The 25,161-nt window shown below is 69.2% G+C and carries 19 protein-coding genes and 1 tRNA gene; 12 read left to right on the top strand and 8 right to left on the bottom strand.

The window, feature by feature from the left end; genetic code table 11:
• Window positions 1-293: 293 nt before the first annotated feature.
• Window positions 294-1,349 carry a UDP-N-acetylmuramate dehydrogenase gene (locus ACZ43N_RS24740; protein ID WP_468100417.1) on the top strand — a complete coding sequence of 352 codons (1,056 nt, stop codon included), beginning with the start codon at window positions 294-296 and terminating at the stop codon, window positions 1,347-1,349.
• Window positions 1,350-1,421: 72 nt separating this feature from the next.
• Here the strand turns inward: ACZ43N_RS24740 and ACZ43N_RS24735 are convergent, their stop codons facing one another.
• Both ACZ43N_RS24735 and ACZ43N_RS24730 read right to left on the bottom strand, forming a co-directional pair.
• On the bottom strand, window positions 1,422-2,450 hold the full coding sequence (locus tag ACZ43N_RS24735; protein ID WP_468100416.1) for an adenosine deaminase: 1,029 nt from the start codon (window positions 2,448-2,450) through the stop codon (window positions 1,422-1,424).
• 145 nt (window positions 2,451-2,595) lie between these two features.
• Entirely contained in the window at window positions 2,596-3,822 is a 1,227-nt protein-coding gene (locus ACZ43N_RS24730) for a pyridoxal phosphate-dependent aminotransferase (protein ID WP_468100415.1), read from the bottom strand.
• Between the two features lie 250 nt (window positions 3,823-4,072).
• Between ACZ43N_RS24730 and ACZ43N_RS24725 the strand changes: the two genes are divergently transcribed.
• The 10 genes from ACZ43N_RS24725 (at window position 4,073) to ACZ43N_RS24680 (ending at window position 17,511) form a co-directional block, all read left to right on the top strand.
• A tRNA-Trp gene (locus ACZ43N_RS24725) sits at window positions 4,073-4,145 on the top strand.
• Between the two features lie 115 nt (window positions 4,146-4,260).
• Complete coding sequence (gene secE / locus ACZ43N_RS24720) at window positions 4,261-4,548, top strand: preprotein translocase subunit SecE (RefSeq protein ID WP_468100410.1); 288 nt, start codon at window positions 4,261-4,263, stop codon at window positions 4,546-4,548.
• A gap of 76 nt (window positions 4,549-4,624) precedes the next feature.
• Window positions 4,625-5,440 (top strand): transcription termination/antitermination protein NusG, encoded by an 816-nt coding sequence (gene nusG, locus ACZ43N_RS24715; RefSeq protein ID WP_468100408.1) that lies wholly within the window; start codon window positions 4,625-4,627, stop codon window positions 5,438-5,440.
• A 158-nt stretch (window positions 5,441-5,598) separates the two neighbouring features.
• Window positions 5,599-6,033, top strand: a complete 435-nt coding sequence (gene rplK / locus ACZ43N_RS24710; protein ID WP_055515278.1) for a 50S ribosomal protein L11 — start codon at window positions 5,599-5,601, stop codon at window positions 6,031-6,033.
• Between the two features lie 113 nt (window positions 6,034-6,146).
• Entirely contained in the window at window positions 6,147-6,872 is a 726-nt protein-coding gene (rplA, locus tag ACZ43N_RS24705; RefSeq protein ID WP_468100406.1) for a 50S ribosomal protein L1, read from the top strand.
• Window positions 6,873-7,142: 270 nt separating this feature from the next.
• The gene (locus ACZ43N_RS24700) at window positions 7,143-8,054 is read left to right on the top strand and encodes an SCO4651 family lipoprotein (RefSeq protein WP_468100404.1); all 912 of its coding nucleotides are present in this window, start codon (window positions 7,143-7,145) and stop codon (window positions 8,052-8,054) included.
• 289 nt (window positions 8,055-8,343) lie between these two features.
• Entirely contained in the window at window positions 8,344-8,874 is a 531-nt protein-coding gene (gene rplJ, locus ACZ43N_RS24695; RefSeq protein ID WP_159771666.1) for a 50S ribosomal protein L10, read from the top strand.
• Window positions 8,875-8,996: 122 nt separating this feature from the next.
• On the top strand, window positions 8,997-9,386 hold the full coding sequence (gene rplL / locus ACZ43N_RS24690; RefSeq protein ID WP_468100693.1) for a 50S ribosomal protein L7/L12: 390 nt from the start codon (window positions 8,997-8,999) through the stop codon (window positions 9,384-9,386).
• 646 nt (window positions 9,387-10,032) lie between these two features.
• Entirely contained in the window at window positions 10,033-13,518 is a 3,486-nt protein-coding gene (gene rpoB, locus ACZ43N_RS24685; RefSeq protein ID WP_468100402.1) for a DNA-directed RNA polymerase subunit beta, read from the top strand.
• A 93-nt stretch (window positions 13,519-13,611) separates the two neighbouring features.
• Window positions 13,612-17,511: a DNA-directed RNA polymerase subunit beta' gene (locus ACZ43N_RS24680; RefSeq protein WP_468100401.1), complete on the top strand. Its 3,900-nt coding sequence runs from the start codon at window positions 13,612-13,614 to the stop codon at window positions 17,509-17,511.
• A 77-nt stretch (window positions 17,512-17,588) separates the two neighbouring features.
• On the opposite strand, the gene ACZ43N_RS24675 is transcribed toward ACZ43N_RS24680, so the two are convergent.
• The 6 genes from ACZ43N_RS24675 to ACZ43N_RS24650 form a co-directional block, all read right to left on the bottom strand.
• A complete protein-coding gene (locus ACZ43N_RS24675; RefSeq protein ID WP_468100400.1) occupies window positions 17,589-18,599 on the bottom strand; it encodes a M48 family metalloprotease in 1,011 nt (336 codons plus the stop codon).
• A gap of 92 nt (window positions 18,600-18,691) precedes the next feature.
• Entirely contained in the window at window positions 18,692-19,198 is a 507-nt protein-coding gene (locus ACZ43N_RS24670) for a Pycsar system effector family protein (protein WP_468100398.1), read from the bottom strand.
• Window positions 19,195-20,160: an SPFH domain-containing protein gene (locus ACZ43N_RS24665; RefSeq protein ID WP_468100397.1), complete on the bottom strand. Its 966-nt coding sequence runs from the start codon at window positions 20,158-20,160 to the stop codon at window positions 19,195-19,197. Before ACZ43N_RS24665 ends, ACZ43N_RS24670 begins: the two co-directional genes overlap by 4 nt.
• 19 nt (window positions 20,161-20,179) lie before the next feature.
• Window positions 20,180-22,303, bottom strand: coding sequence for a hypothetical protein (locus tag ACZ43N_RS24660; protein WP_468100395.1), 2,124 nt, complete (start codon window positions 22,301-22,303; stop codon window positions 20,180-20,182).
• Complete coding sequence (locus tag ACZ43N_RS24655; protein ID WP_468100394.1) at window positions 22,300-23,031, bottom strand: hypothetical protein; 732 nt, start codon at window positions 23,029-23,031, stop codon at window positions 22,300-22,302. Before ACZ43N_RS24655 ends, ACZ43N_RS24660 begins: the two co-directional genes overlap by 4 nt.
• Before the next feature lie 150 nt (window positions 23,032-23,181).
• Window positions 23,182-23,898, bottom strand: coding sequence for a Crp/Fnr family transcriptional regulator (locus tag ACZ43N_RS24650; protein WP_468100393.1), 717 nt, complete (start codon window positions 23,896-23,898; stop codon window positions 23,182-23,184).
• A 284-nt stretch (window positions 23,899-24,182) separates the two neighbouring features.
• Between ACZ43N_RS24650 and ACZ43N_RS24645 the strand changes: the two genes are divergently transcribed.
• On the top strand, window positions 24,183-24,734 hold the full coding sequence (locus tag ACZ43N_RS24645) for a DUF1707 and DUF4190 domain-containing protein (RefSeq protein ID WP_468100392.1): 552 nt from the start codon (window positions 24,183-24,185) through the stop codon (window positions 24,732-24,734).
• Window positions 24,735-25,161: the final 427 nt, after the last annotated feature.

Raw genomic sequence — 25,161 nt, 5'->3', positions numbered from 1 at the left:
GTACCCCTCCCCTCCCCTCCCCCTCCCCCCCCCCCCCCCCCCCCCCCCCCCCCCCCCCCCCCCCCCCCCCCCCCCCCCCCCCCCCCCCCCCCCCCCCCCCCCCGACCCACCCCGCACCCCCCAGCGCACGCGAACCCCCACCCACCCCTGCGGGCCGCCGCAGGCATCCCCCACGCACCCTCCCGCGGGGCCGCCGCAGGCATCCCCCCACCCGCCCCTCCCGCGGGCCGCCGCCGGCATCCCCCACCCACCCGCGGCCTCGCACCCCCCGATGCCCTCGTACTCTTGAGCCCGTGCAGGAACGACACGACGCCCCCCTCGCCCCGCTGACCACCTTCCGGCTGGGCGGCCCCGCGGCCCGGCTGCTCACCGCCACCACCGACGACGAGGTCATCGCCGCCGTCCGCGAAGCGGACGACACCGGCACCCCCCTCCTCCTCATCGGCGGCGGCTCCAACCTGGTCATCGGCGACAAGGGCTTCGCCGGCACCGCCCTGGTCATCGCCACCAAGGGCGTCACCCTCGACGGCACCCGGCTGGAACTCGCCGCCGGCGAGGTCTGGACCGACGCCGTCGCCCACACCGTCGACGCCGGACTCGCCGGCATCGAATGCCTCGCCGGAATCCCCGGCTCCGCCGGCGCCACCCCCATCCAGAACGTCGGCGCCTACGGCCAGGAGGTCTCCTCCACCATCACGGAGGTCGTCGCCTACGACCGCCGCACCCGCGAAACGGTCACCCTCCCGAACGCCGACTGCGCCTTCTCCTACCGGCACAGCCGCTTCAAGAGCGACCCCGACCGCTACGTCGTCCTCCGCGTCCGCTTCGAGCTGGAGGACGCCGACGGCCTCTCCGGACCGATCAAGTACGCCGAGACGGCCCGCGCCCTCGGCGTGGAACCGGGCGACCGCGTCCCCCTCGCCGCCGCCCGCGAGACCGTGCTGAAGCTCCGCGCCGGGAAGGGCATGGTGCTCGACCCCGAGGACCACGACACCTGGTCCGCCGGCTCGTTCTTCACCAACCCGATCCTCACGAACGACGAGTTCGCCGCCTTCCACGCGCGCGTGCGCGCCCGGCTGGGCGACGACGTCACCCCGCCCGCCTACCCCGCGGGCGACGGCCACACCAAGACCTCCGCGGCCTGGCTCATCGACAAGGCCGGCTTCAGCAAGGGTTATGGCACCGGCCCGGCCCGCATCTCCACCAAGCACACCCTCGCCCTCACCAACCGCGGCACGGCCACCACTGAGGACCTCCTCACCCTGGCCCGAGAGGTCGTCACCGGTGTCCACGAGGCCTTCGGTATCACCCTGGTCAACGAGCCGGTGACGGTAGGCGTCAGCCTGTAGCCGTCAGCCCGCAGCGGAGCTTCCCCCGCCTGCCGTCACTTCGCCCGACCTCACACCTCACCACCCGGCCGGTCAGGCGAGCCACGCGTCCACCCCGGCCAGCAGCCGCGCCTTCGTCTCCTCCGGTGCCGCCGACCCACGGATCGACTGCCGGGCCAGCTCGGCCAGCTCCTCGTCGGTGAAGCCGTGGTGGGCACGGGCGATCTCGTACTGCGCCGCGAGACGGGAGCCGAACAGCAGCGGGTCGTCGGCCCCGAGGGCCATCGGCACTCCGGCCTCGAAGAGCGTGCGCAGCGGTACGTCCTGCGGCTTCTCATAGACACCGAGGGCGACGTTTGACGCGGGGCACACCTCGCACGTGACGCCCCGGTCCGCGAGCCGCTTCAGCAGCCGCGGGTCCTCCGCCGCGCGCACCCCGTGCCCCAGCCGGTCGGCGTGCAGGTCGTCCAGGCAGTCGCGGACGGACGACGGCCCGGTCAGCTCACCCCCGTGCGGCGCGGACAGCAGCCCCCCGTCGCGCGCGATCGCGAACGCCCGGTCGAAGTCCCGCGCCATTCCGCGCCGCTCGTCGTTGGACAGCCCGAAACCGACGACGCCCCGTTGCGCGTACCGCACCGCGAGCCGGGCCAGCGTCCGCGCGTCCAGCGGGTGCTTCATCCGGTTCGCGGCGACCAGCACCCGCATCCCGAGCCCGGTCTCCCGCGCCGTCGTGTCCACCGCGTCCAGGATGATCTCCAGCGCGGGGATCAGCCCGCCCAGCCGAGGGGCGTACGACGTCGGATCCACCTGGATCTCCAGCCAGCCGGACCCGTCCTTGACGTCCTCCTCGGCGGCCTCCCGCACCAGCCGCTGAATGTCCTCAGGCTCCCGCAGGCACGAACGCGCCGCGTCGTACAGCCGCTGGAAGCGGAACCACCCGCGCTCGTCCGTGGCCCGCAGCCGCGGCGGCTCCCCGCTGGTCAGCGCGTCCGTCAGCGCGTCGGGCAGACGTACCCCGTATTTGTCGGCCAGTTCCAGAACGGTCCCCGGGCGCATCGACCCGGTGAAGTGCAGGTGCAGATGGGCCTTCGGCAGTTCAGAGAGATCACGTACACGCTCCATCGCCCGATCCTGCCGCACGCCGCCGCCGTCCCGGTAGCGGAATCCCTGAACGTGGTCTTGCTCGCACAAACGACTGGGGGCGGGCACCTCCCGAAACTCGTGGAGGTGCCCGCCCCCAGAGGCGGGCCGATGGGCCGGAGGACCGTCAGTCCGTCGCCTCGGCCAGCAGCTTCTGGATCCGCGAGACACCCTCGACGAGGTCCTCGTCACCCAGCGCGTACGACAGCCGCAGGTACCCCGGCGTGCCGAAGGCCTCGCCCGGCACGACCGCCACCTCGGCCTCCTCCAGGATGAGCGCGGCCAGCTCGACCGTGTTCTGCGGCCGCTTGCCCCGGATCTCCTTGCCGATCAGCGCCTTCACCGACGGGTAGGCGTAGAACGCGCCCTCGGGCTCCGGGCAGAGGACGCCCTCGATCTCGTTGAGCATCCGCACGATCGTCTTGCGGCGCCGGTCGAAGGCCTCACGCATCGTCGCCACGGCGTCCAGGTCGCCGGAGACGGCGGCGAGGGCGGCGGCCTGGGCGACGTTGGACACGTTGGAGGTGGCGTGCGACTGGAGGTTGGTCGCGGCCTTCACCACGTCCTTCGGGCCGATGATCCACCCGACGCGCCAGCCGGTCATGGCGTACGTCTTGGCGACGCCGTTGACCACGATGCACTTGTCGCGCAGCTCGGGCAGGAGCGCGGGCAGCGAGGTGAACGTCGCGTCCCCGTAGACGAGGTGCTCGTAGATCTCGTCCGTCAGCACCCACAGGCCGTGCTCGACGGCCCAGCGGCCGATCGCCTCGGCGTCCTCGGCGCTGTAGACCGCGCCGGTCGGGTTGGACGGGGAGACGAAGAGGACGACCTTCGTCTTCTCGGTGCGCGCGGCCTCCAACTGCTCGACGGAGACGCGGTACCCGGTGGTCTCGTCGGCGACGACCTCGACCGGGACACCGCCGGCCAGGCGGATCGACTCCGGGTACGTCGTCCAGTACGGCGCCGGGACGATCACCTCGTCGCCCGGGTCGAGGATCGCGGCGAACGCCTCGTAGATGGCCTGCTTGCCGCCATTGGTGACGAGGATCTGCGACGGGTCGACCTCGTAGCCCGAGTCGCGCAGCGTCTTCGCGGCGATCGCGGACTTCAGCTCGGGCAGACCACCGGCCGGCGTGTAGCGGTGGTACTTCGGGTTCTTGCAGGCCTCGACGGCCGCCTCGACGATGTAGTCGGGCGTCGGGAAGTCGGGCTCACCGGCGCCGAAGCCGATCACCGGACGTCCGGCGGCCTTGAGGGCCTTGGCCTTGGCGTCGACGGCGAGGGTCGCGGACTCGGAGATCGCGCCGATGCGGGCGGAGACCCGGCGCTCGGTGGGAGGGGTTGCAGCGCTCATGGGGCCATCGTTCCAGACCGGAAACGAGCCCGGCACGCGGGTTTCACAGACTGAACAGCACAGGAACAACCGTCCGTATCCGGACGGGGCGACGGTCGATCTTCGACGGGCAACGCCCCTGCGGACGCTTTCTGTTCGACGACGGGCCGCGGACCACGTACACTCTCACCTCGTTGGCCTTCAGCGGCCGCGCCCATCAGGTGCACACCGAGCACCCGGTCGGATGCGGTACGTTGGGGGAGAACCACAAAGGGTCGTAGCTCAATTGGTAGAGCACTGGTCTCCAAAACCAGCGGTTGGGGGTTCAAGTCCCTCCGGCCCTGCTACACACTCCTCACGCCAGGATGTGTGCGCATGTACGTACAGCAATGTTCCGCCGTGCGGCTCAGACCGGGCGCGGCACGGCCACGGACCCGGACCGGAATCAGGTGAGGATGAATGACGGACGCCGTGGGCTCCATCGACACGCCTGATGCCCAGGACGAGGTGCCCGAGGAGAAGAAGAAGACCCGTAAGGGCGGAAAGCGCGCCAAGAAGGGCCCGCTGAAGCGCCTCGCGCTCTTCTACCGCCAGATCGTCGCGGAGCTGCGGAAGGTCGTCTGGCCCACCCGCTCCCAGCTGACGACTTACACCACCGTGGTCATCGTCTTCGTCGTCATCATGATCGGTCTGGTGACTGTGATTGACTTCGGACTCGACAAGGCCGCCAAGTACGTCTTCGGCTGAGCCGACTGCGAAGGGCGCCGTGCCAGGCGCCCCTTTCGCGTGTTCCACCCCTTGTATCCAGGAAGAAGCAGCCACAGTGTCTGACCCGAACCTGAACGACGCCATCGAGCCGGACCAGTCCGTGGATGATGAGCTCGACATCGTCGAGGGAGCGGACGAGGTCGACGAGTTCGAGGCTGCGGAGGCCGAGGCGGGGGAGCCGGCCGAGGAAGAGGCCGTGCACGTCGTGGACGACGAGGCCGAGGCCGCCGAAGAGGAAGAAGAGGCCGAGCCGGTCGACCCGGTCGAGGCCCTCCGCGAGGAACTGCGGACCCTGCCCGGCGAGTGGTACGTCATCCACACCTACGCCGGTTACGAGAACCGCGTGAAGACCAACCTGGAGCAGCGCGCCGTCTCGCTCAACGTCGAGGACTTCATCTTCCAGGCCGAGGTGCCGCAGGAAGAGGTCGCGCAGATCAAGAACGGCGAGCGCAAGACCATCCGCCAGAACAAGCTCCCCGGGTACGTCCTGGTGCGCATGGACCTGACGAACGAGTCCTGGGGCGTCGTCCGCAACACCCCCGGCGTCACCGGCTTCGTGGGCAACGCGTACGACCCGTACCCGCTGACCCTGGACGAGATCGTCAAGATGCTCGCCCCGGAGGCCGAGGAGAAGGCCGCCCGTGAGGCCGCCGAGGCCGAGGGCAAGCCCGCTCCGCAGCGCAAGGTTGAGGTCCAGGTGCTGGACTTCGAGGTCGGCGACTCGGTCACCGTCACCGACGGCCCGTTCGCCACGCTGCAGGCGACGATCAACGAGATCAACGCCGACTCCAAGAAGGTCAAGGGCCTGGTGGAGATCTTCGGCCGCGAGACCCCGGTCGAGCTTTCCTTCGACCAGATCCAGAAGAACTGACAGAGCTCGAAAGCGCCAGGTCAGGTCGGGTCCTCCTGGGCCCGCCTGACCTGCTCGTTTTTGGCCGCGCATCTATACCCGTTATCGTTGTGCGGTATGCCTTCATCTGGCCGCGAACCGGATGAGGGCGCACTCGAATCGAAAGGACCCGGAGAGCTATGCCTCCCAAGAAGAAGAAGGTCACGGGGCTTATCAAGCTCCAGATCAACGCCGGTGCGGCGAACCCGGCCCCGCCGGTCGGCCCCGCGCTCGGTCAGCACGGCGTCAACATCATGGAGTTCTGCAAGGCCTACAACGCGGCGACCGAGTCGCAGCGTGGCTGGGTGATCCCGGTGGAGATCACGGTCTACGAGGACCGCTCCTTCACCTTCATCACCAAGACCCCGCCGGCCGCGAAGATGATCCTCAAGGCCGCTGGTGTCGAGAAGGGCTCCGGCGAGCCCCACAAGACCAAGGTCGCCAAGATCACCGAGGCGCAGGTCCGCGAGATCGCCCAGACCAAGCTGCCCGACCTGAACGCCAACGACCTGGACGCCGCGTCGAAGATCATCGCCGGCACCGCCCGTTCCATGGGCATCACGGTCGAGGGCTGATCTCAGCCTCGTAGCACCTTCGTAGAACCAAGCGGGCGCCGTGAAGGCGGCCGCACGTGGCAGGGCCTGCTCGGCCCGTACCACGACTCCTTTCAGAACACACAGGAGCAGTTGTGAGCAAGCGCAGCAAGGCTCTCCGCGCTGCGGACGCCAAGGTCGACCGGGAGAAGCTGTACGCCCCGCTCGAGGCCGTCCGTCTCGCCAAGGAGACCTCCACGACCAAGTTCGACGGCACCGTCGAGGTCGCCTTCCGTCTGGGTGTCGACCCTCGTAAGGCCGACCAGATGGTCCGTGGCACCGTGAACCTCCCGCACGGCACCGGTAAGACCGCCCGGGTCCTGGTCTTCGCGACCGGTGACCGTGCCGAGGCCGCTCGTGCCGCGGGCGCCGACATCGTCGGCGCCGACGAGCTCATCGACGAGGTGTCGAAGGGCCGTCTGGACTTCGACGCCGTCGTCGCCACCCCGGACCTCATGGGCAAGGTCGGCCGCCTCGGCCGTGTGCTCGGTCCCCGTGGTCTCATGCCGAACCCCAAGACCGGCACCGTGACCCCGGACGTCACCAAGGCTGTCACCGAGATCAAGGGTGGCAAGATCGAGTTCCGCGTCGACAAGCACTCGAACCTGCACTTCATCATCGGCAAGACGTCCTTCGAGGACGACAAGCTGGTGGAGAACTACGCGGCGGCCCTGGAAGAGATCACGCGTCTCAAGCCGTCCGCCGCCAAGGGTCGCTACATCAAGAAGGCCGCCATCAGCACCACGATGGGCCCCGGCATCCCGATCGACCCGAACCGCACCCGCAACCTCCTCGTCGAGGAGGACCCGGCCGCCGTCTGAGCCCACCGCTCACCAGGCAGCCGCGTCGCGCACGCGTAGCACGGACGAGCCCCGCACCTTTTCGAGGTGCGGGGCTCTTCCCCTTTCGGCATACGGCCGCCTTCCTCGCCCTGTGGGCGGGCAGACACCCCCCGGGAGGACCGGTTCCAGAACGTCGTCGACCTGATGAGCGCCCTGCCGACCGCCTGAAACCCGAGGACAGCCGGCTTCCGGCCGCGTTAGTGTCCCCCTCGGCCCCCACGCGTGGGGCGCGAGGTAACAGGGGGACACATGAGGTTTTCCACGGCCGGCTCCGTACGGCGGCGCAGAGCCGCGGCGGCGACGGCTGTCGCCGCCGCGATGCTCGGCGGTAGCAGCGGCTGCGGCACGGAGTCGGACACGGCGGCCGAATCGAATCTGACGCCCGTCCAGGCGGTGTCCCGGGCGGCGGAGACGACGGTGGGGCTCACCTCGCTGCGGTACCGGGTGACCGGCACTCTGCCAGGACACGGCAAGGTGCGGGCCGAGGCGGCCATGGGCGTGCGCCCGAATGTCATGCGCATGAATATCACCGGGTTGGGCGCGACCGAGGACCAGCCCTTGCAGATCCGGTTCGCCGGCGGGGCCATGTACACCGAGGGGGACACGGCCGCCCTCGAGGACGCGGGCGGGAAGCACTGGCTCAAGGCCGAGCCGGCCGTGTGGGGCCGCGGCTCCGCCTACAACCAGACCTATCGGATCATGCCCCGCCAGCTGGAGGGCAGCCCGCTCGTCCAGTCCACGATCCTGAGCGGTGCCGAGGACATCCGGGACGCCGGCTCCGAGACGGTGGACGGCACGCCGACCACCCACTACCGGGGCAGGGTCACGAGCAAGGGGCTGCGGAAGTACCAGGGGGCGGCCAAGGGCAAGAAGGCGCACAAGCTCCGGACGGACAGCTTCGACCAGTTCATGGCCCTGGGGCTGAAGGTCAGGAGCGCGCTCACCATGGATCTGTGGGTGGACGAGGACGGCCGGGCCAAGCAGTTCAGGATGCGGGGGCGGACCAACGCACTGGACGCCGAGGGGCGCTGGGTCGACACCGGGCCGCTCGACATGACCGTCACCTTCCTGGACGTCAACCCGTCGGTGACCGTCGAGCCTCCGGCGGCCGACGACACGGTGGACGTCGGCGCGCTGGCGGACAGGGCGCAAGCGGGCTGATCACGGCCCGGGAGCGGATTTGCTTGACGGCGATGCGGTCCCGTACTCTTCCGGGGAAGCCAAAGACCGCTGGTCGTTGCCGTGTGCTCGTTAGAGGGCTCGGTGGCCGAAGGATCCGCTGACTGCGGACGACCCGCGCAGGTGACTGTGGAAGTTGCTCCTGGATCAGTTCCGTCTCCAACGGAATTCATTCGGTTGAGCTACGCCCCGTGCGCCTGCGCCGGGGCGTTTCGTTTTGACGCAGCCCCTTCCGAGCGGTCCTCATCACCCGGAAGGAGGCCGACGCTCTATGGCAAGGCCCGACAAGGCTGCCGCGGTGGCCGAGCTCACGGAGCAGTTCCGTAGCTCGAGTGCCGCCGTGCTGACCGAGTACCGGGGTCTCACCGTGGCGCAGCTCAAGACGCTGCGTCGTTCGCTCGGTGAGAACGCCCAGTACGCCGTGGTGAAGAACACGCTGACCAAGATTGCGGCCAACGAGGCCGGGATCACGACGCTCGACGACCTGTTCAACGGTCCGACGGCGGTCGCCTTCGTCACCGGTGACCCGGTGGAGTCGGCGAAGGGTCTTCGTGACTTCGCCAAGGACAACCCGAACCTCGTCATCAAGGGCGGTGTCCTTGACGGCAAGGCGCTGTCCGCCGACGAGATCAAGAAGCTTGCGGACCTCGAGTCCCGCGAGGTTCTGCTCGCCAAGCTGGCGGGCGCCCTGAAGGGCAAGCAGACGCAGACTGCTCAGCTCCTCCAGGCGCTCCCGACGAAGCTCGTCCGCACCGTGGACGCGCTTCGCGCCAAGCAGGACGAGCAGGGCGGTGCCGAGTAACTCGGCTCGCGAAATGGCCGCGGTCTGAGGCGCTGAGCCACAGGCAGTGGTCGTAGCGGGCCGAACGTACGCCCGCCAGACATGTACATCCCGGCACCAGCCGAATTAGTGGAAGGAAAGCCATCGTGGCTCTCACCCAGGAAGAACTGCTCGCCGAGTTCGAGAACATGACCCTCATCCAGCTTTCCGAGTTCGTGAAGGCGTTCGAGGAGAAGTTCGACGTCACCGCCGCCGCCGCGGCCGTCGTCGCCGCCCCGGCTGCCGGCGGTGCCGCCGGTGGTGCCGAGGCCGTCGAGGAGAAGGACGAGTTCGACGTCATCCTCACCGGTGCCGGCGACAAGAAGATCCAGGTCATCAAGGTCGTCCGCGAGCTGACCTCCCTCGGCCTGAAGGAGGCCAAGGACCTGGTCGACGGTGCGCCGAAGCCGGTTCTGGAGAAGGTCAACAAGGAGGCCGCGGACAAGGCCAAGGAGTCCCTCGAGGGCGCCGGCGCCTCCGTCGAGGTCAAGTAAGGCCTCGCTGGTCCGCCAGCTCTCCGGGTCCGCGAGGGCCCGTGCGGCGCAGTTCTGAGACGAGTGGCAAAAACTCGTTCGAATCTGTAACGCGAACGTACCGAAGGGCGATCACCCAACTGGGTGGTCGCCCTTCGGCGTTCCGAGCGTCGAGTGACGGCTGCCTTGCACTGTCGGTGGCGACGAGTATGGTGATCTTCGTTGTGCCTCCGAGCGCCCTGGGTGACGGGTCGCGAGTGACGATCGCGGCATGCGGATCGGGTATGAGGGGCCTTGACGAACCGCACGCAGCGCGCAATTCTCAGGACGCGTCGTCACACCGATCCGAACTCCGAGGCATGGATCGACGACGAAGAGGGCAGTATCAACGTGCATTGAGGGCGTGGGCTTGCGCAGGTGTCGAGAACAACGAGGGTCTCGAAAAACCCGCACTGGACATCAGTGTGCCAAGTGGCTACACTGACCCTTTGCGCTGCCTGTTAGCTGTCCCCTGCCCGTCACCAGGGGCATGCCCTCGCTTGAGCATCGACGAAGAGACCATTCCTGACCTGGCCCTACCTGTCAGTTCAGGAACAGCCTGTTCGCTTTGCGCAGGAGAGGGGCCGGTACGCGCGTAGTGAGTCCGAGCCCTCGGAAGGACCCCCTCTTGGCCGCCTCGCGCAACGCCTCGACCGCGAATACGAACAACGGCGCCAGCACCGCCCCGCTGCGCATCTCCTTTGCAAAGATCAAGGAGCCTCTCGAGGTTCCCAACCTGCTCGCGCTGCAGACCGAGAGCTTCGACTGGCTGCTCGGCAACACCGCTTGGCAGAGTCGGGTCGAGGAGGCTCTGGAGAACGGACAGGACGTCCCCACCAAGTCCGGCCTGGAGGAGATCTTCGAGGAGATCTCCCCGATCGAGGACTTCTCCGGGTCGATGTCGCTGACCTTCCGCGACCACCGCTTCGAGCCGCCGAAGAACAGCATCGACGAGTGCAAGGAGCGCGACTTCACGTACGCGGCCCCGCTCTTCGTCACGGCCGAGTTCACCAACAACGAGACCGGTGAGATCAAGTCCCAGACGGTCTTCATGGGCGACTTCCCGCTCATGACGAACAAGGGCACCTTCGTCATCAACGGCACCGAGCGTGTCGTGGTGTCGCAGCTCGTCCGTTCGCCCGGTGTCTACTTCGACTCCTCCATCGACAAGACGTCCGACAAGGACATCTTCTCCGCCAAGATCATCCCCTCCCGGGGTGCCTGGCTGGAGATGGAGATCGACAAGCGCGACATGGTCGGTGTGCGTATCGACCGCAAGCGCAAGCAGTCCGTGACCGTCCTCCTCAAGGCCCTCGGTTGGACCACCGAGCAGATCCTGGAGGAGTTCGGCGAGTACGAGTCCATGCGCGCCACCCTGGAGAAGGACCACACCCAGGGCCAGGACGACGCGCTGCTCGACATCTACCGCAAGCTGCGCCCGGGCGAGCCCCCCACGCGTGAGGCCGCGCAGACGCTGCTGGAGAACCTGTACTTCAACCCCAAGCGCTACGACCTCGCGAAGGTCGGCCGCTACAAGGTCAACAAGAAGCTGGGTGCGGACGCCCCGCTCGACGCGGGCATCCTGACCGTCGAGGACATCATCTCGACGATCAAGTACCTGGTGAAGCTGCACGCGGGCGAGACCGAGACGGTCGGCGACAGCGGCGGCACGATCGTCGTCGAGACCGACGACATCGACCACTTCGGCAACCGTCGTCTGCGCAGCGTCGGCGAGCTCATCCAGAACCAGGTCCGTACGGGTCTGGCGCGTATGGAGCGTGTCGTCCGCGAGCGCATGACGACGCAGGACGTCGAGGCGATCACGCCGCAGACCCTGATCAACATCCGGCCGGTCGTCGCCTCCATCAAGGAGTTCTTCGGCACCAGCCAGCTCTCGCAGTTCATGGACCAGAACAACCCGCTGTCGGGGCTGACGCACAAGCGTCGTCTCTCGGCGCTGGGTCCCGGTGGTCTGTCGCGTGAGCGGGCCGGCTTCGAGGTTCGTGACGTGCACCCGTCGCACTACGGCCGTATGTGCCCGATCGAGACCCCTGAAGGCCCGAACATCGGTCTGATCGGCTCGCTCGCCTCCTACGGTCGCGTCAACGCGTTCGGTTTCGTGGAGACGCCGTACCGCAAGGTCGTCGACGGCCAGGTCACCGACGAGGTCGACTACCTCACGGCCGACGAAGAGGACCGGTTCGTCATCGCGCAGGCCAACGCCACGCTGACGGACGACCTCCGCTTCGCCGAGAACCGCGTGCTCGTCCGCCGTCGTGGCGGCGAGGTCGACTACGTCGCCGGTGACGACGTGGACTACATGGACGTCTCGCCGCGCCAGATGGTGTCGGTCGCGACCGCCATGATCCCGTTCCTCGAGCACGACGACGCCAACCGTGCCCTCATGGGCGCGAACATGATGCGCCAGGCCGTTCCGCTCATCAAGGCGGAGTCCCCGCTCGTCGGCACCGGCATGGAGTACCGCTCCGCCGTCGACGCCGGCGACGTGGTCAAGGCCGAGAAGGCCGGTGTGGTCCAGGAGGTCTCCGCGGACTACATCACCACCGCCAACGACGACGGCACGTACATCACGTACCGCCTGGCCAAGTTCGCCCGCTCCAACCAGGGCACCTCGGTCAACCAGAAGGTCATCGTCCACGAGGGCGACCGCGTCGTCGAGGGCCAGGTCCTCGCCGACGGTCCCGCCACCGAGAACGGTGAGATGGCGCTCGGCAAGAACCTGCTCGTGGCGTTCATGCCGTGGGAGGGTCACAACTACGAGGACGCGATCATCCTGTCGCAGCGCCTCGTGCAGGACGACGTCCTCTCCTCGATCCACATCGAGGAGCACGAGGTCGACGCCCGTGACACCAAGCTCGGCCCGGAGGAGATCACCCGGGACATCCCGAACGTCTCCGAGGAGGTCCTCGCCGACCTCGACGAGCGCGGCATCATCCGCATCGGTGCCGAGGTCATCGCCGGTGACATCCTCGTCGGCAAGGTCACCCCGAAGGGTGAGACCGAGCTGACGCCCGAGGAGCGCCTGCTCCGCGCGATCTTCGGTGAGAAGGCCCGTGAGGTCCGTGACACCTCGCTGAAGGTGCCGCACGGCGAGACCGGCAAGGTCATCGGCGTCCGCGTCTTCGACCGCGAGGAGGGCGACGAGCTTCCCCCCGGTGTCAACCAGCTGGTGCGCGTCTACGTCGCGCAGAAGCGCAAGATCACCGACGGTGACAAGCTCGCCGGCCGCCACGGCAACAAGGGTGTCATCTCCAAGATCCTGCCCATCGAGGACATGCCGTTCCTCGAGGACGGGACCCCGGTCGACATCATCCTCAACCCGCTCGGTGTGCCGTCCCGAATGAACCCGGGACAGGTCCTGGAGATCCACCTCGGCTGGCTCGCCAGCCGCGGCTGGGACGTCTCCGGTCTCGCCGACGAGTGGGCCCAGCGTCTGCAGGCCATCGGCGCCGACAGTGTCGCCCCCGGCACCAACGTCGCCACCCCGGTCTTCGACGGTGCCCGTGAGGACGAGCTGGCGGGTCTGCTGCAGCACACCATCCCGAACCGCGACGGCGAGCGCATGGTGCTCCCGTCCGGCAAGGCGCGGCTGTTCGACGGCCGCAGCGGTGAGCCGTTCCCGGACCCGATCTCGGTCGGCTACATGTACATCCTCAAGCTGCACCACCTGGTCGACGACAAGCTGCACGCCCGCTCGACCGGCCCGTACTCGATGATCACCCAGCAGCCGCTGGGTGGTAAGGCGCAGTTCGGTGGCCAGCGCTTCGGTGAGATGGAGGTGTGGGCGCTGGAGGCTTACGGCGCCGCCTACGCCCTCCAGGAGCTGCTGACCATCAAGTCCGACGACGTCACCGGCCGCGTGAAGGTCTACGAGGCCATCGTCAAGGGCGAGAACATCCCCGAGCCCGGCATCCCCGAGTCCTTCAAGGTGCTCATCAAGGAGATGCAGTCTCTCTGCCTGAACGTGGAGGTGCTGTCCAGCGACGGTATGTCCATCGAGATGCGTGACACCGACGAGGACGTCTTCCGCGCTGCGGAGGAGCTCGGCATCGACCTGTCCCGGCGCGAGCCGAGCAGCGTCGAAGAGGTCTGACGGGAGTTCGGCCGGGCTCGTGAAGAGCCCGGCCGGCCCCAGGACCCCCGTTTCAGACCAAAGACTTACAACCCTGAGAGGGATTGACGCATAGTGCTCGACGTCAACTTCTTCGACGAGCTCCGGATCGGTCTGGCCACCGCTGACGACATCCGTCAGTGGAGCCACGGCGAGGTCAAGAAGCCCGAGACCATCAACTACCGCACCCTGAAGCCCGAAAAGGACGGACTCTTCTGCGAGAAGATCTTCGGTCCGACCCGGGACTGGGAGTGCTACTGCGGCAAGTACAAGCGCGTCCGCTTCAAGGGCATCATCTGTGAGCGCTGCGGCGTCGAGGTGACCCGCGCCAAGGTGCGTCGTGAGCGGATGGGCCACATCGAGCTGGCCGCTCCCGTCACCCACATCTGGTACTTCAAGGGCGTTCCGTCGCGGCTGGGCTACCTGCTCGACCTCGCCCCGAAGGACCTGGAGAAGGTCATCTACTTCGCGGCGTACATGATCACGTACGTCGACGAGGAGCGCCGCACGCGTGACCTGCCCTCCCTGGAGGCGCACGTCTCCGTCGAGCGGCAGCAGATCGAGAACCGCCGGGACGCCGACCTGGAGGCCCGCGCCAAGAAGCTCGAGACCGACCTGGCCGAGCTGGAGGCCGAGGGCGCCAAGGCCGACGTGCGCCGCAAGGTGCGCGAGGGCGCCGAGCGTGAGATGAAGCAGCTGCGCGACCGTTCGCAGCGCGAGATCGACCGTCTCGACGAGGTGTGGACCCGGTTCAAGAACCTCAAGGTCCAGGACCTGGAGGGCGACGAGCTCCTCTACCGTGAGCTGCGTGACCGCTTCGGCACGTACTTCGACGGTTCGATGGGTGCCGCTGCGCTGCAGAAGCGCCTGGAGTCCTTCGACCTCGACGAGGAGGCCGAGCGCCTCCGCGAGATCATCCGCACCGGCAAGGGCCAGAAGAAGACCCGTGCGCTCAAGCGCCTCAAGGTCGTCTCCGCGTTCCTGCAGACCAGCAACAGCCCCAAGGGCATGGTGCTCGACTGCGTGCCGGTCATCCCGCCGGACCTTCGCCCGATGGTGCAGCTGGACGGTGGCCGCTTCGCGACCTCCGACCTGAACGACCTGTACCGCCGTGTCATCAACCGCAACAACCGTCTGAAGCGCCTGCTCGACCTGGGCGCTCCGGAGATCATCGTCAACAACGAGAAGCGCATGCTTCAGGAGGCTGTTGACGCCCTCTTCGACAACGGTCGTCGTGGTCGCCCGGTCACCGGTCCCGGTAACCGCCCGCTGAAGTCCCTCAGCGACATGCTGAAGGGCAAGCAGGGTCGATTCCGTCAGAACCTGCTCGGCAAGCGTGTGGACTACTCCGCGCGTTCCGTGATCGTCGTCGGTCCGCAGCTGAAGCTGCACCAGTGCGGTCTGCCGAAGGCGATGGCGCTGGAGCTGTTCAAGCCGTTCGTGATGAAGCGCCTGGTCGACCTGAACCACGCGCAGAACATCAAGAGCGCCAAGCGCATGGTGGAGCGCGGCCGCACGGTCGTGTACGACGTCCTCGAAGAGGTCATCGCCGAGCACCCGGTTCTGCTGAACCGTGCTCCCACCCTGCACCGCCTCGGCATCCAGGCCTTCGAGCCGCAGCTGGTCGAGGGCAAGGCCATCCAGATCCACCCGCTCGTCTGCACCGCGTTCAACGCGGACTTCGACGGTGACCAGATGGCCGTGCACCTGCCGCTGTCCGCGGAGGCGCAGGCCGAGGCCCGCATCCTGATGCTGTCCTCGAACAACATCCTCAAGCCGGCCGACGGCCGTCCGGTGACGATGCCGACCCAGGACATGGTCCTCGGTCTGTTCTTCCTCACCACCGACGGCGAGATGCGGAACGTGAAGGGCGAGGACCGCTCCTTCTCCTCCGTGGCCGAGGCGATCATGGCGTTCGACGCCGGCGAGCTCTCGCTGCAGTCGCGCGTGGACATCCGCTTCCCGGTGGGCACCATCCCGCCGCGCGGCTGGACCCCGCCGGCGCGCGAGGAGGGCGAGCCGGAGTGGCAGCAGGGTGACACCTTCACCCTGAAGACCACGCTGGGCCGCGCGCTCTTCAACGAGCTGCTGCCCGAGGACTACCCGTTCGTCGACTACGAGGTCGGCAAGAAGCAGCTCTCCGAGATCGTCAACGACCTCGCCGAGCGCTACCCCAAGGTCATCGTGGCGGCGACGCTCGACAACCTGAAGGCGGCCGGCTTCTACTGGGCGACCCGTTCCGGTGTCACCGTGGCCATCTCCGACGTCGTCGTCCCCGAGGCGAAGAAGGAGATCGTCCGCGGGTACGAGGCACAGGACGAGAAGGTCCAGAAGCAGTACGAGCGCGGTCTGATCACCAAGGACGAGCGCACGCAGGAGCTCATCGCGATCTGGACCAAGGCGACCAACGAGGTCGCCGAGGCGATGAACGACAACTTCCCGAAGACCAACCCGATCTTCATGATGGTGAACTCGGGTGCACGAGGCAACATGATGCAGATGCGTCAGATCGCCGGTATGCGTGGTCTTGTGTCGAACGCGAAGAACGAGACGATCCCGCGTCCCATCAAGGCCTCGTTCCGTGAGGGCCTGTCCGTGCTGGAGTACTTCATCTCCACGCACGGTGCCCGTAAGGGTCTGGCCGACACCGCCCTGCGTACCGCCGACTCGGGTTACCTGACCCGTCGTCTGGTGGACGTCTCGCAGGACGTCATCATCCGCGAGGAGGACTGTGGCACCGAGCGCGGTCTGAAGCTGCGGATCGCCTCGAAGGACGAGACCGGTGTCCTGCGCAAGGCCGACGACGTCGAGACCAGCGTCTACGCCCGCATGCTCGCCGAGGACGTCGTCATCGACGGCAAGGTGATCGCGCCGGCCAACGTGGACCTCGGCGACGTGCTCATCGACCAGCTCGTGCACCACGGTGTCGAGGAGGTCAAGACCCGCTCGATCCTGACCTGTGAGTCCAAGGTCGGCACGTGCGCCATGTGCTACGGCCGCTCCCTGGCCACCGGCAAGCTGGTCGACATCGGTGAGGCGGTCGGCATCATCGCCGCCCAGTCCATCGGTGAGCCCGGTACCCAGCTGACGATGCGTACCTTCCACACCGGTGGTGTGGCCGGTGACGACATCACGCAGGGTCTGCCGCGTGTCGTCGAGCTCTTCGAGGCCCGTACCCCGAAGGGTGTCGCCCCGATCTCCGAGGCGGCCGGTCGCGTCCGCATCGAGGAGACCGAGAAGACCAAGAAGATCGTCATTACGCCGGACGACGGCAGCGACGAGACGGCCTACCCGATCTCGAAGCGCGCCCGACTCCTGGTCAGCGAGGGCGAGCACGTCGAGGTGGGCCAGAAGCTCACCGTGGGTGCCACCAACCCGCACGACGTGCTGCGCATCCTGGGTCAGCGTGCCGTCCAGGTCCACCTGGTCGGCGAGGTCCAGAAGGTGTACAACTCGCAGGGTGTGTCGATCCACGACAAGCACATCGAGATCATCATCCGGCAGATGCTCCGCCGTGTGACGATCATCGAGTCCGGCGACGCCGAGCTGCTGCCCGGCGAGCTGGTCGAGCGCTCCCGCTTCGAGCAGGAGAACCGTCGTGTGGTCCAGGAGGGCGGTCACCCGGCCTCCGGTCGTCCGCAGCTCATGGGTATCACCAAGGCCTCGCTGGCCACGGAGTCCTGGCTGTCGGCGGCGTCCTTCCAGGAGACGACGCGAGTCCTCACGGACGCGGCGATCAACGCCAAGTCCGACTCGCTGATCGGCCTCAAGGAGAACGTCATCATCGGTAAGCTCATCCCGGCCGGTACGGGTCTGTCCCGCTACCGCAACATCCGGGTCGAGCCGACCGAGGAGGCCAAGGCCGCGATGTACTCGGCCGTCGGCTACGACGACATCGACTACTCGCCGTTCGGCACGGGCTCCGGCCAGGCCGTTCCGCTGGAGGACTACGACTACGGTCCGTACAACCAGTAAGGCGTACGTCCACTGAGGGGCGCCCACTCCGCTTCATGCGGGGTGGGCGCCCTTCGGCGTTGTCCGGGCCGGGTGGGTCAGCGCCCGTTGTCCTGATGGATCTGCAGGCGGTGGAGCCGGGTGTGGATGTCGGGGTGCGAGGCGAGGAGCCGGGCGATCACTCCCTCCTCCTCGACGCGGACGCCCATGGCCGCTGCGCCCACCCGGGCGGCCTCCTCATGGGCGAGGTCCTCGCGCAACACGGCCATCAGCTGCGGGGCGAAGCCGAGTCCGGCCGCGTGTTCGTCGGCCCGGAGTTCCGAGCGGCGGGACAGCGCGGCGACGAGGTAGGGCGTGGCCAGGGGAAGGAAGACCAGGCCGTAGGTGGCGGTCGCCAGGGCGAACAGGGCGGCGCCCAGCACGCCGATCACCACGGCGGCGGTGCCCACGGAGAGGCGGTCGACCTGTGCGGCCAGCCATCGGAGCAGGCGCCAGGTGAGCCTGGCCGGCAGGGCGTACCAGAAGGCGATCAGGGAGGCCCAGGCGTGCCCTCCCACGTGGTGACCCAGCTCGTGCGCGAGCACTCCGGCGAGCTGGGCGGGCGTCAGGGACCTGAGGGAGTGGCTGGTGACGCCGACGATGTGCCCGGCGGCCGCCATGGCGTTGACGTCGTCGCTGTCCTCGACCCACAGCTGGTAGGCGTCCGGGTCGATGCCGGCCCGGGTGGTGACCTTCCGCCACACCGCGGTCAGCTTCCTGGCCTCCTCCGGTGTGGGGTGGCGCAGCCGGTACAGCCAGCGGGCCAGGAGGCGTTCGCAGGGCCGGTGGAAGGCCAGTGAGCCGCTCGCCGCCCAGCAGCCGACCGGAATCCACCAGGGCGGCCCGAACAGGGCGTCGACGGCGTACGAGACCGCGAAGACCACGGCCAGGCTGGTCAGCAGGTGCGGCAGCTGGATCGCCAGCGTGCCGAGCGTGGTGACGTCGACGCCTCGGTGCCGGGCCGATATGTGGATACGGCCCGCTGGGGGCCTCAGGTCAGCACCGGGGCCGTGGGCGGGGTCCGGGTCGGGAGGTTTTCGGCGGCTCTCGAAGCTGTGAGGGGCGGACATGGCGCTCCTTGTCGGGGGTGGGTGGCCGTGTGGTTCCGGCGGGCGGCGGGGCCGGCCCGTGGGGCGCGGCGGCGGGCCTGGGAGGGGCATGCTCAGGCCATGAGGGCGGAGGCGGGCAGCAGGACCGCCGCGCATCCGAAGGCGATCAGACCGGTACGGATCCAGAGGTGTTTGCGGGCCACGATCCGGCTGGTCTCGGCCAGTGCGGAGAAGAGGGCGACGGCGGGCTCGCGTCCGGTTACCGCCACGGCCGCGGGGAGCCCGCCGGAGCGGGCCGCGCGCTGTACGTCCCCGAAGTAGGTGAGGGGCCGGCCGGGCTCCCAGCTGCTTCGGCGGTAGCGGGGGAGGACAGCGAGGAGCAGGGCGAACAGCGCGGCGAAGAGGGAGGCCGCGCCCACCCACCACAGGACGGTGGCGGCCGGCGAATGCGCGGCCGGTCCTCGGCCTTGTCCGCCGAGCAGCCCGGCCGTGATGCCGAGGGCCCCGACCAGGACGGAGGCCTTGGTGTCGGCGCGGGCGATCTCCGCCCGGAGGTCGGCGAGCAACTGCAGGCCGGCCTGCAGTTCAGGGGCGGGCACCTGAGCGGGCCCGGCGTTCATGCCGGGGCCTCGGGGATCTCGTCCTCGGGGGCGGCGCCCGACTTGAGCACGGTCGTCATCCACCGGGCCGTGAGCTGGCGGGGCTCCTCCATCTGGTAGCTCTCCAGCCCGTCCTTGTCGAGCACACGGTCGATCAGATGGCGCTGGGTCTCGAAGAGCTCCCTGCGCTCCTCGCCGAGCTGTTTCAGGACGAGCTGGGTGTCCTCGGGGTGCTCCGTCAGATGCAGGGCCAGCGCGGCGGTGTCGCCTCCGGCCAGGCAGTCCTCATAGAACTTGATCTTCTCGGACCTGATGCGGGCCTCGTGTCGCAGCCGCTGGACGGAGACCGCGTGCTCGGGCAGCGCCGCCTCCGCCTCGTGGCGTGCGAGGCGCAGCCTTTCCTGGTGGCTGCGTTCGGTGACATCGCGGCGCAGGCGCACGGTGACGGTGGCGCGCAGCCCCTGGTCGGCACCGAGAGGCGCGGCCTCGTTCAGCGCCCGCTGTACGGCCCGTTCGGCGCGGGAGCTCTCCCCGATGGCGTGGCCCCGGCTCGCGGCGCGCATCAGGGGGACGAGTTCGCGGGTCAGGAGGCCCGGTACGTCACGTTCCTGACTGGCGACGAAGCGGGCGGGGTCGGTGACCCGCCAGGTGATGTCGGCAACGAGGTCGAACTCGAAGCTGTCGACGTCGCTGGGCAGGTGTTCCCGCAGTTGGAAGGAGTGCGGATCGGTGTTCACCTCGTACAGGGCGACGTAGCGGCGGACGGTCGTGGGCCGGGCCGGGGGCAGGAAGGTCTCGTACGAGCCCTTGCGGGTCACGAAGACCAGGGCGTTGTCGATCCGCCCGGTGAACCGCCGGCCGCCGAGGCGCAGACGGGGCAGTTGCCAGACCTTGATGACGGGGTCGGGGCGAGAGGCCGTGGGAGGGGCGTCCTCTGCGAGCCAGTCGGGTTCGTCGGACGGCTGGACCTGTGGGTCTTCCATGGGGTACTCCGGGTGGGTGTCAGGCGGCGAGGACGGCTGAGAGCAGCGGTTCCGCCACCGCCGGGACGGTGTCGTCAGAGCTGCGCACGGTGCGGAGGAGATGAGTGACGCGCTGGCGGTTGGCCGGGGTGGCAGCCAGAGCGGGGAGCAGCGACCCGAGCGCGGCCTCCGACGGGCGGTCCCGGTCGGCTGTCAGCACCCAGCCGCGCAGAACCCGCAGCGCACGCGCGGTCAGCTCCTGGTCGCCGAGCACGGCGGTCCAGAAGGCGGTCAGGCGCTCGACGTCCGCCGCTTCACCGGCGGCCAGCGCTCTGACGTACCAGTCGAGCACGATGGGCCGGTCGCCGTTCTCCTCGTACTGGTCGCACGCCTGGACGAAGGCGCGGAGCGCATGGGCCCGTACGACGCGGTCCTGGGCCGGGCCCTGGGGGGCGAGACGCTCGGCGAGGGCGTGGAGCACCGGGCCCTGCACGGTGAGCAGGAGCAGTTCCAGGGCATCCGCGAACTGCTTGTTCTCCTCCCTCCTGTCCTTCTCCTTCTTCTCCTCGTCCGCGTCCTCGTCCTCGACGGGCCGGCGTACGGCGTCGAGCAGGGCCCCCAGGGTGATCTCGTGGTGGGCGGTGCCCAGCAGACCGTAGGCACGGATGGCCGTCCACCGGCGGCTGTGGTGATCGCCCGTGCACCAGGCGTGCAGGACATCGAAGGCCGGGGGGACCTCCAGGAGTACGGCCAGAGTGAGGGCGTTCGCGGCGGTGAGCCAGGCGTTGAAGCTGTTCGAGTCGGCCCAGGGTTCGATGAGGTGGGCCATCGCGGAGGGGAAGTCGGCCTGGGCGAGCAGGGCGGCGGCGCCGGCCGCTCTGGTGCGGACGAGCGGACGTCCGTCCTTGGCCAGCTGCCGGATCCAGCCCACGAGCGCCGGGCGCGCCGAGGGGTGGAGGTTCCACACCTCGTGGAGAAGGAGCCGGGCGATCCGCTCGTCCTGGAACCGGGCGACGAAATGGCCGACCACACCCCACTCGGTGGCTTCGGTCTGGACGTATCCGTCGGCCCGGGCCAGTTGGAGCCGGTCGGCGCGGGACTTGCCGAAGACGGGGATCCGTACCGGTTCCAGTGGATCCTCGATCTTCTGCAGCAACGTGTAGAGACGGTCGCCGAGCTCGGCGGCCACCGCGTAGGGGGCGTCGTCGAACACGGCGAGCGAGACGAGGAACGCCTTGTCGAGCAGTTTCGGTGTCTCGCCGGTGAGCCACCGTTCGATCTGGGCCTCCGCCGCGGCCTCGCCGTGGGCGGCGAGGTCCTGTTCGTCGATCTCCCCCCGGTGCAGGGCCACCAGGCGCTCCGCGAACTGGGCGGTCTCCTGCGGGGGATGCTCGCGCTCCAGGAACTCCTTGACGTACGGCAGTCCGCTCAGCCTCGTCCAGGGCGCCTGGCCGACGGCGTGGGTCACGTGCGAGTGCAGCGTGTCCTCGGTCGAGGGCGGCTCCCAGCGCACGGCCGGCACGTCCGTCACGGCGGACGGCTCGACCGTGATGACCAGATGGCCGCCGACACGCTCCAACTGCTCGCGCAGGCCCGACAGGAACGGCGCCCGCAGAGGGCGGTGGCGGCTGGTGGCCCAGTTGCACAGGACGTATCCGTCGGCGCGCTCCAGCTCGTCGCGCAGGGCGGCGGGGGTGGTGTGCGGATCGAGGTCGCGCAGCTGGGCGACGCCGAGCCGGGCCAGCAGCATCATGGCGGCGGACCGGCGTCCCGTCGCATGCCCGCCGGTCAGGATCACGACGCGTTCGGCGCGCAGCCGGGCGAGCGCCTCGCCGAAGCGGGGCCCCTCCCGGAAGACGGCCCGCACCTCGTCGACGTCCGACTGCGGGATCGGCCCCGAGTCCCGGTGGAGCGTCTCGGCGCGGCCCCCGAAATTGAAGATCGTGTCACCGTAGTGATGGCCGCCCGTCTGCCCGAACTGGTCCCCGTCGACCAGCGTCGAGGCGAACGCCCGGGCGGTGTGCCTGACCAGGTCCTGGCGGGCCTCCCAGGCCTTCTGACGTTGCTCGGGGGCCTGGGGCGACTCCTCCTGTTTCCCGTTCTCGTCCTTCGACTGTTCGCCCGCCTGCGCCGAGCCGGCGCTCGCGCCCCTCTCCTGGCTCAACGGCGCTCACCCCCGTCGGGCAGGCCGAAGTGGAGGCCGCCGTGGACGGTGCCGCCGGTCACGCCGTACTGGTTGCCGGAGATATGCGTGTGGTGAGCGGGAGGAGCGGGCGGCGTCGCTGCCGGCGGTGCCTCCGCGGCGGGGCCCGCCGTCCCCGAGGCCGGCCCGCCGTGCAGCCAGGCGACCGTCGGCCCCTCCTTCGTGTCGACGGTGATGCGGTGGAAGTCGTCCGGGCGCACACCCAGCGGGCCGTGGCGCACGACGCCCTGGTAGACGCCCTCGGACACGCACAGGACGCTGCCCGCTTCGGACTGCTTGAGGGCGTCGCGCAAGGGGTCGGCGTCGAGCAGCCGTACGGCGTGGTTCAGGTCGGAGCCGACCCAGCCGTCGAGTTCGTCCACGGCGACGTATCCGGAGGAGAGCACGATCCGCAGGCGCATCCGCGCGCTGCTCGCGAGCAGGCGGTTCTTGCTGTGCAGGAGCGCCGGCGTCTCGGTGAGGAGGGTCTTCACCAACGCCGGTACGGAGACCCGGGTGTCGATGAGCTCCATGACCGAGTCGCCGCGGTCGGCGCGCAGCGAGGCGGTCTCGTCGACGTCGGCGGCGGTGAGCGTGGCGTCGACGACGTCGTACAGGACCCGGCGCAGGAACGCCTGTTCAACGTCGTCGCGGCTGCCGAACTGCTCGATGTCGAAGAGCAGGAGCGTGCGGTATACGGGGTCGGCCATCTGTCCCTGTCTGCCTCTCGCGAGTCGGTGCCTTTCGGCGGGCACCAAGCACGATCGCGGGCGGCGGCCCCACCGCCGAGGACCTATGACACGGACGAACTGTGACCGTGTGCACAGAGCGGCACGGCGGTCCTCCGGGACGGGACCGGATCAGGCGGAGCCCTCGCCGACGATGCGGCGCAGGACGTCGGGGCGGAGTACGACGATGCGGCGGCGTCTGGTGATGACGACCTGCTTGGCGCGCAGTTCCTTCAACAGGCGTGCGACCGCCTCTCGGGAGGAGCCCACCGAGCCCGCGAACTCCTGCTGGCTCAGCCCCAGCGTGAGCTCGATGCCCTCGTCGGTGCGGCTGCCGTGGGTGCGGACCAGTTCGAGCAGCAGGACGGCGAGCCGCTCCCGTACGGTGAGCGCCGCCCACTCCAACCGGCGGCGGTCGGTCGCCCGCTGACGGTCGGTGGCCAGCCCCAGCAGTTGCAGGGACACCCGGGGGCTGCCCGAGAGGAACGCGGTGAAGCGGGCCTGGTCGATGACGACCGCGTCGACCGGTTCCAGGGCCGTCACCGTGGCCGAGCGGTGGTGTCCGCTGAGCGCGGCGCCCTCACCGAGGATGTCGCCGGGGCCGCGCAGGGCGAGCAGCGCCTCGTAGCCGTTGGCGGCGATGGCCGTCACCTTGGTCCAGCCGTGCAGGAGGAGCAGCACATGGGTGGACGGCTCGTCCTGGTGCATGAGCACGGCGCGCTCCCGGTAGCGCAGGGGCCGGCCCACGGCCAGCAGGGCCGCGCGGTCCTCCTTCTCCAGCCGGGCGAGGAAGGGCACGCGGTCGTCGAACCCGTCGTCGTCCCATGCGCGCGTACGCCCCCCGGTCATGCCCTCGCCCCCGCGTTCACCTGTACCGATGCCGTCGATTCCGCGACCACTCAACGTACTTGAGACGGCCGGGCGGGAAACCGGCGCCAATCGGCCGCTGGCCGACGCTCGTCCCCCCGTCGCGTCACCATCACGCTCCCCGTCGCGGAAGACGATCGTCCGATCGGTCGCGGAACCGGGACACCGGTAGCCGAAACGAAACACAACCGGCGCCCGGGAACCTGTGCCGGGGGGCGTGCGTTGGAGCATCATGGAGGCACAACCAGTCCGGGGGAGTGTTTCTCGTGTCGAACCCGTCGTGGCAGCCGATGCCGTGGCAGGCGCAGGGCAGTAGTCCGTCGCTGCTCGCCGCCCATGCCGATCGTGAGCGTGCCGTGGATGTCCTGCGGGCCGGTTTCAGTGAGGGCCGCCTCCAGCAGGACGAGTATGAGAAGCGCATCGAGCGGGCCTACACGGCACGCACGGTGGGCGAGCTGGCCCTTCTGGTCGCCGATCTGCCCCAGGGCCCGTCGGCTATGCAGCCGAGCGCCATGCCTACCGCGCCCCCCATGGTCCCGAGAACGTTCATGCCGGCCCCCGTCCTGCCTCCGCCCACCAACGGCAAGGCCGTCGGCGCGATGGTCTGCGGTGTGCTCACCACCATGACCATGGGTCTCACCGGCATCCCGGCCGTCATCCTCGGCCACACCGCCCGCTCCGAGATCAAGCGCACCGGTGAGGGCGGCGAGGGCTTCGCCCTGGCGGGCCTCATCCTCGGCTGGCTCTCGGTCGCCGGGTGGGCCTTCTTCCTCGCCATCATGATCATCGCCGGGGTGGCCTCGGAAAGCGGAGTGTGAGGACGGCCGAGCCGACGACCATGAGCTGAGCCCGGCCGACCCCAGAGGCGCGGGGACTGCGCGACCAGCCGCCGATGGCCCCGTATTCGCCGGCAATGCCAGCGCCTCGGGGCAGGCAGCCGCCGATGGCCCCGTATTCGCCAGCAGTGCCAGCGCCTCAGGGCGGGCAGCCGCCGACGGCCCCGTACTCGGCGGCAGTGCCAGCGCCTCAGGGCGGGCAGCCGCCGACGGCCCCGTACTCGGCGGCAGTGCCAGCGTCTCAGGGCGGGCAGCCGCCGACGGCCCCGTACTCGGCGGCAGCGTCAGCGTCTCAGGGCGGGCAGCCGCCGACGGCCCCGCAGTCGCCGGCAGCGTCAGCGTCTCAGGGCGGGCAGCCGCCGACGGCCCCGCAGTCGCCGGCAGCGTCAGCGTCTCAGGGCAGGCAGCC

The organism is Streptomyces sp. NPDC030814 (assembly GCF_055572155.1).
The sequence above is the reverse complement of the archived record's forward strand: the minus strand, read 5'-3'. Positions and strand labels throughout refer to the sequence as shown.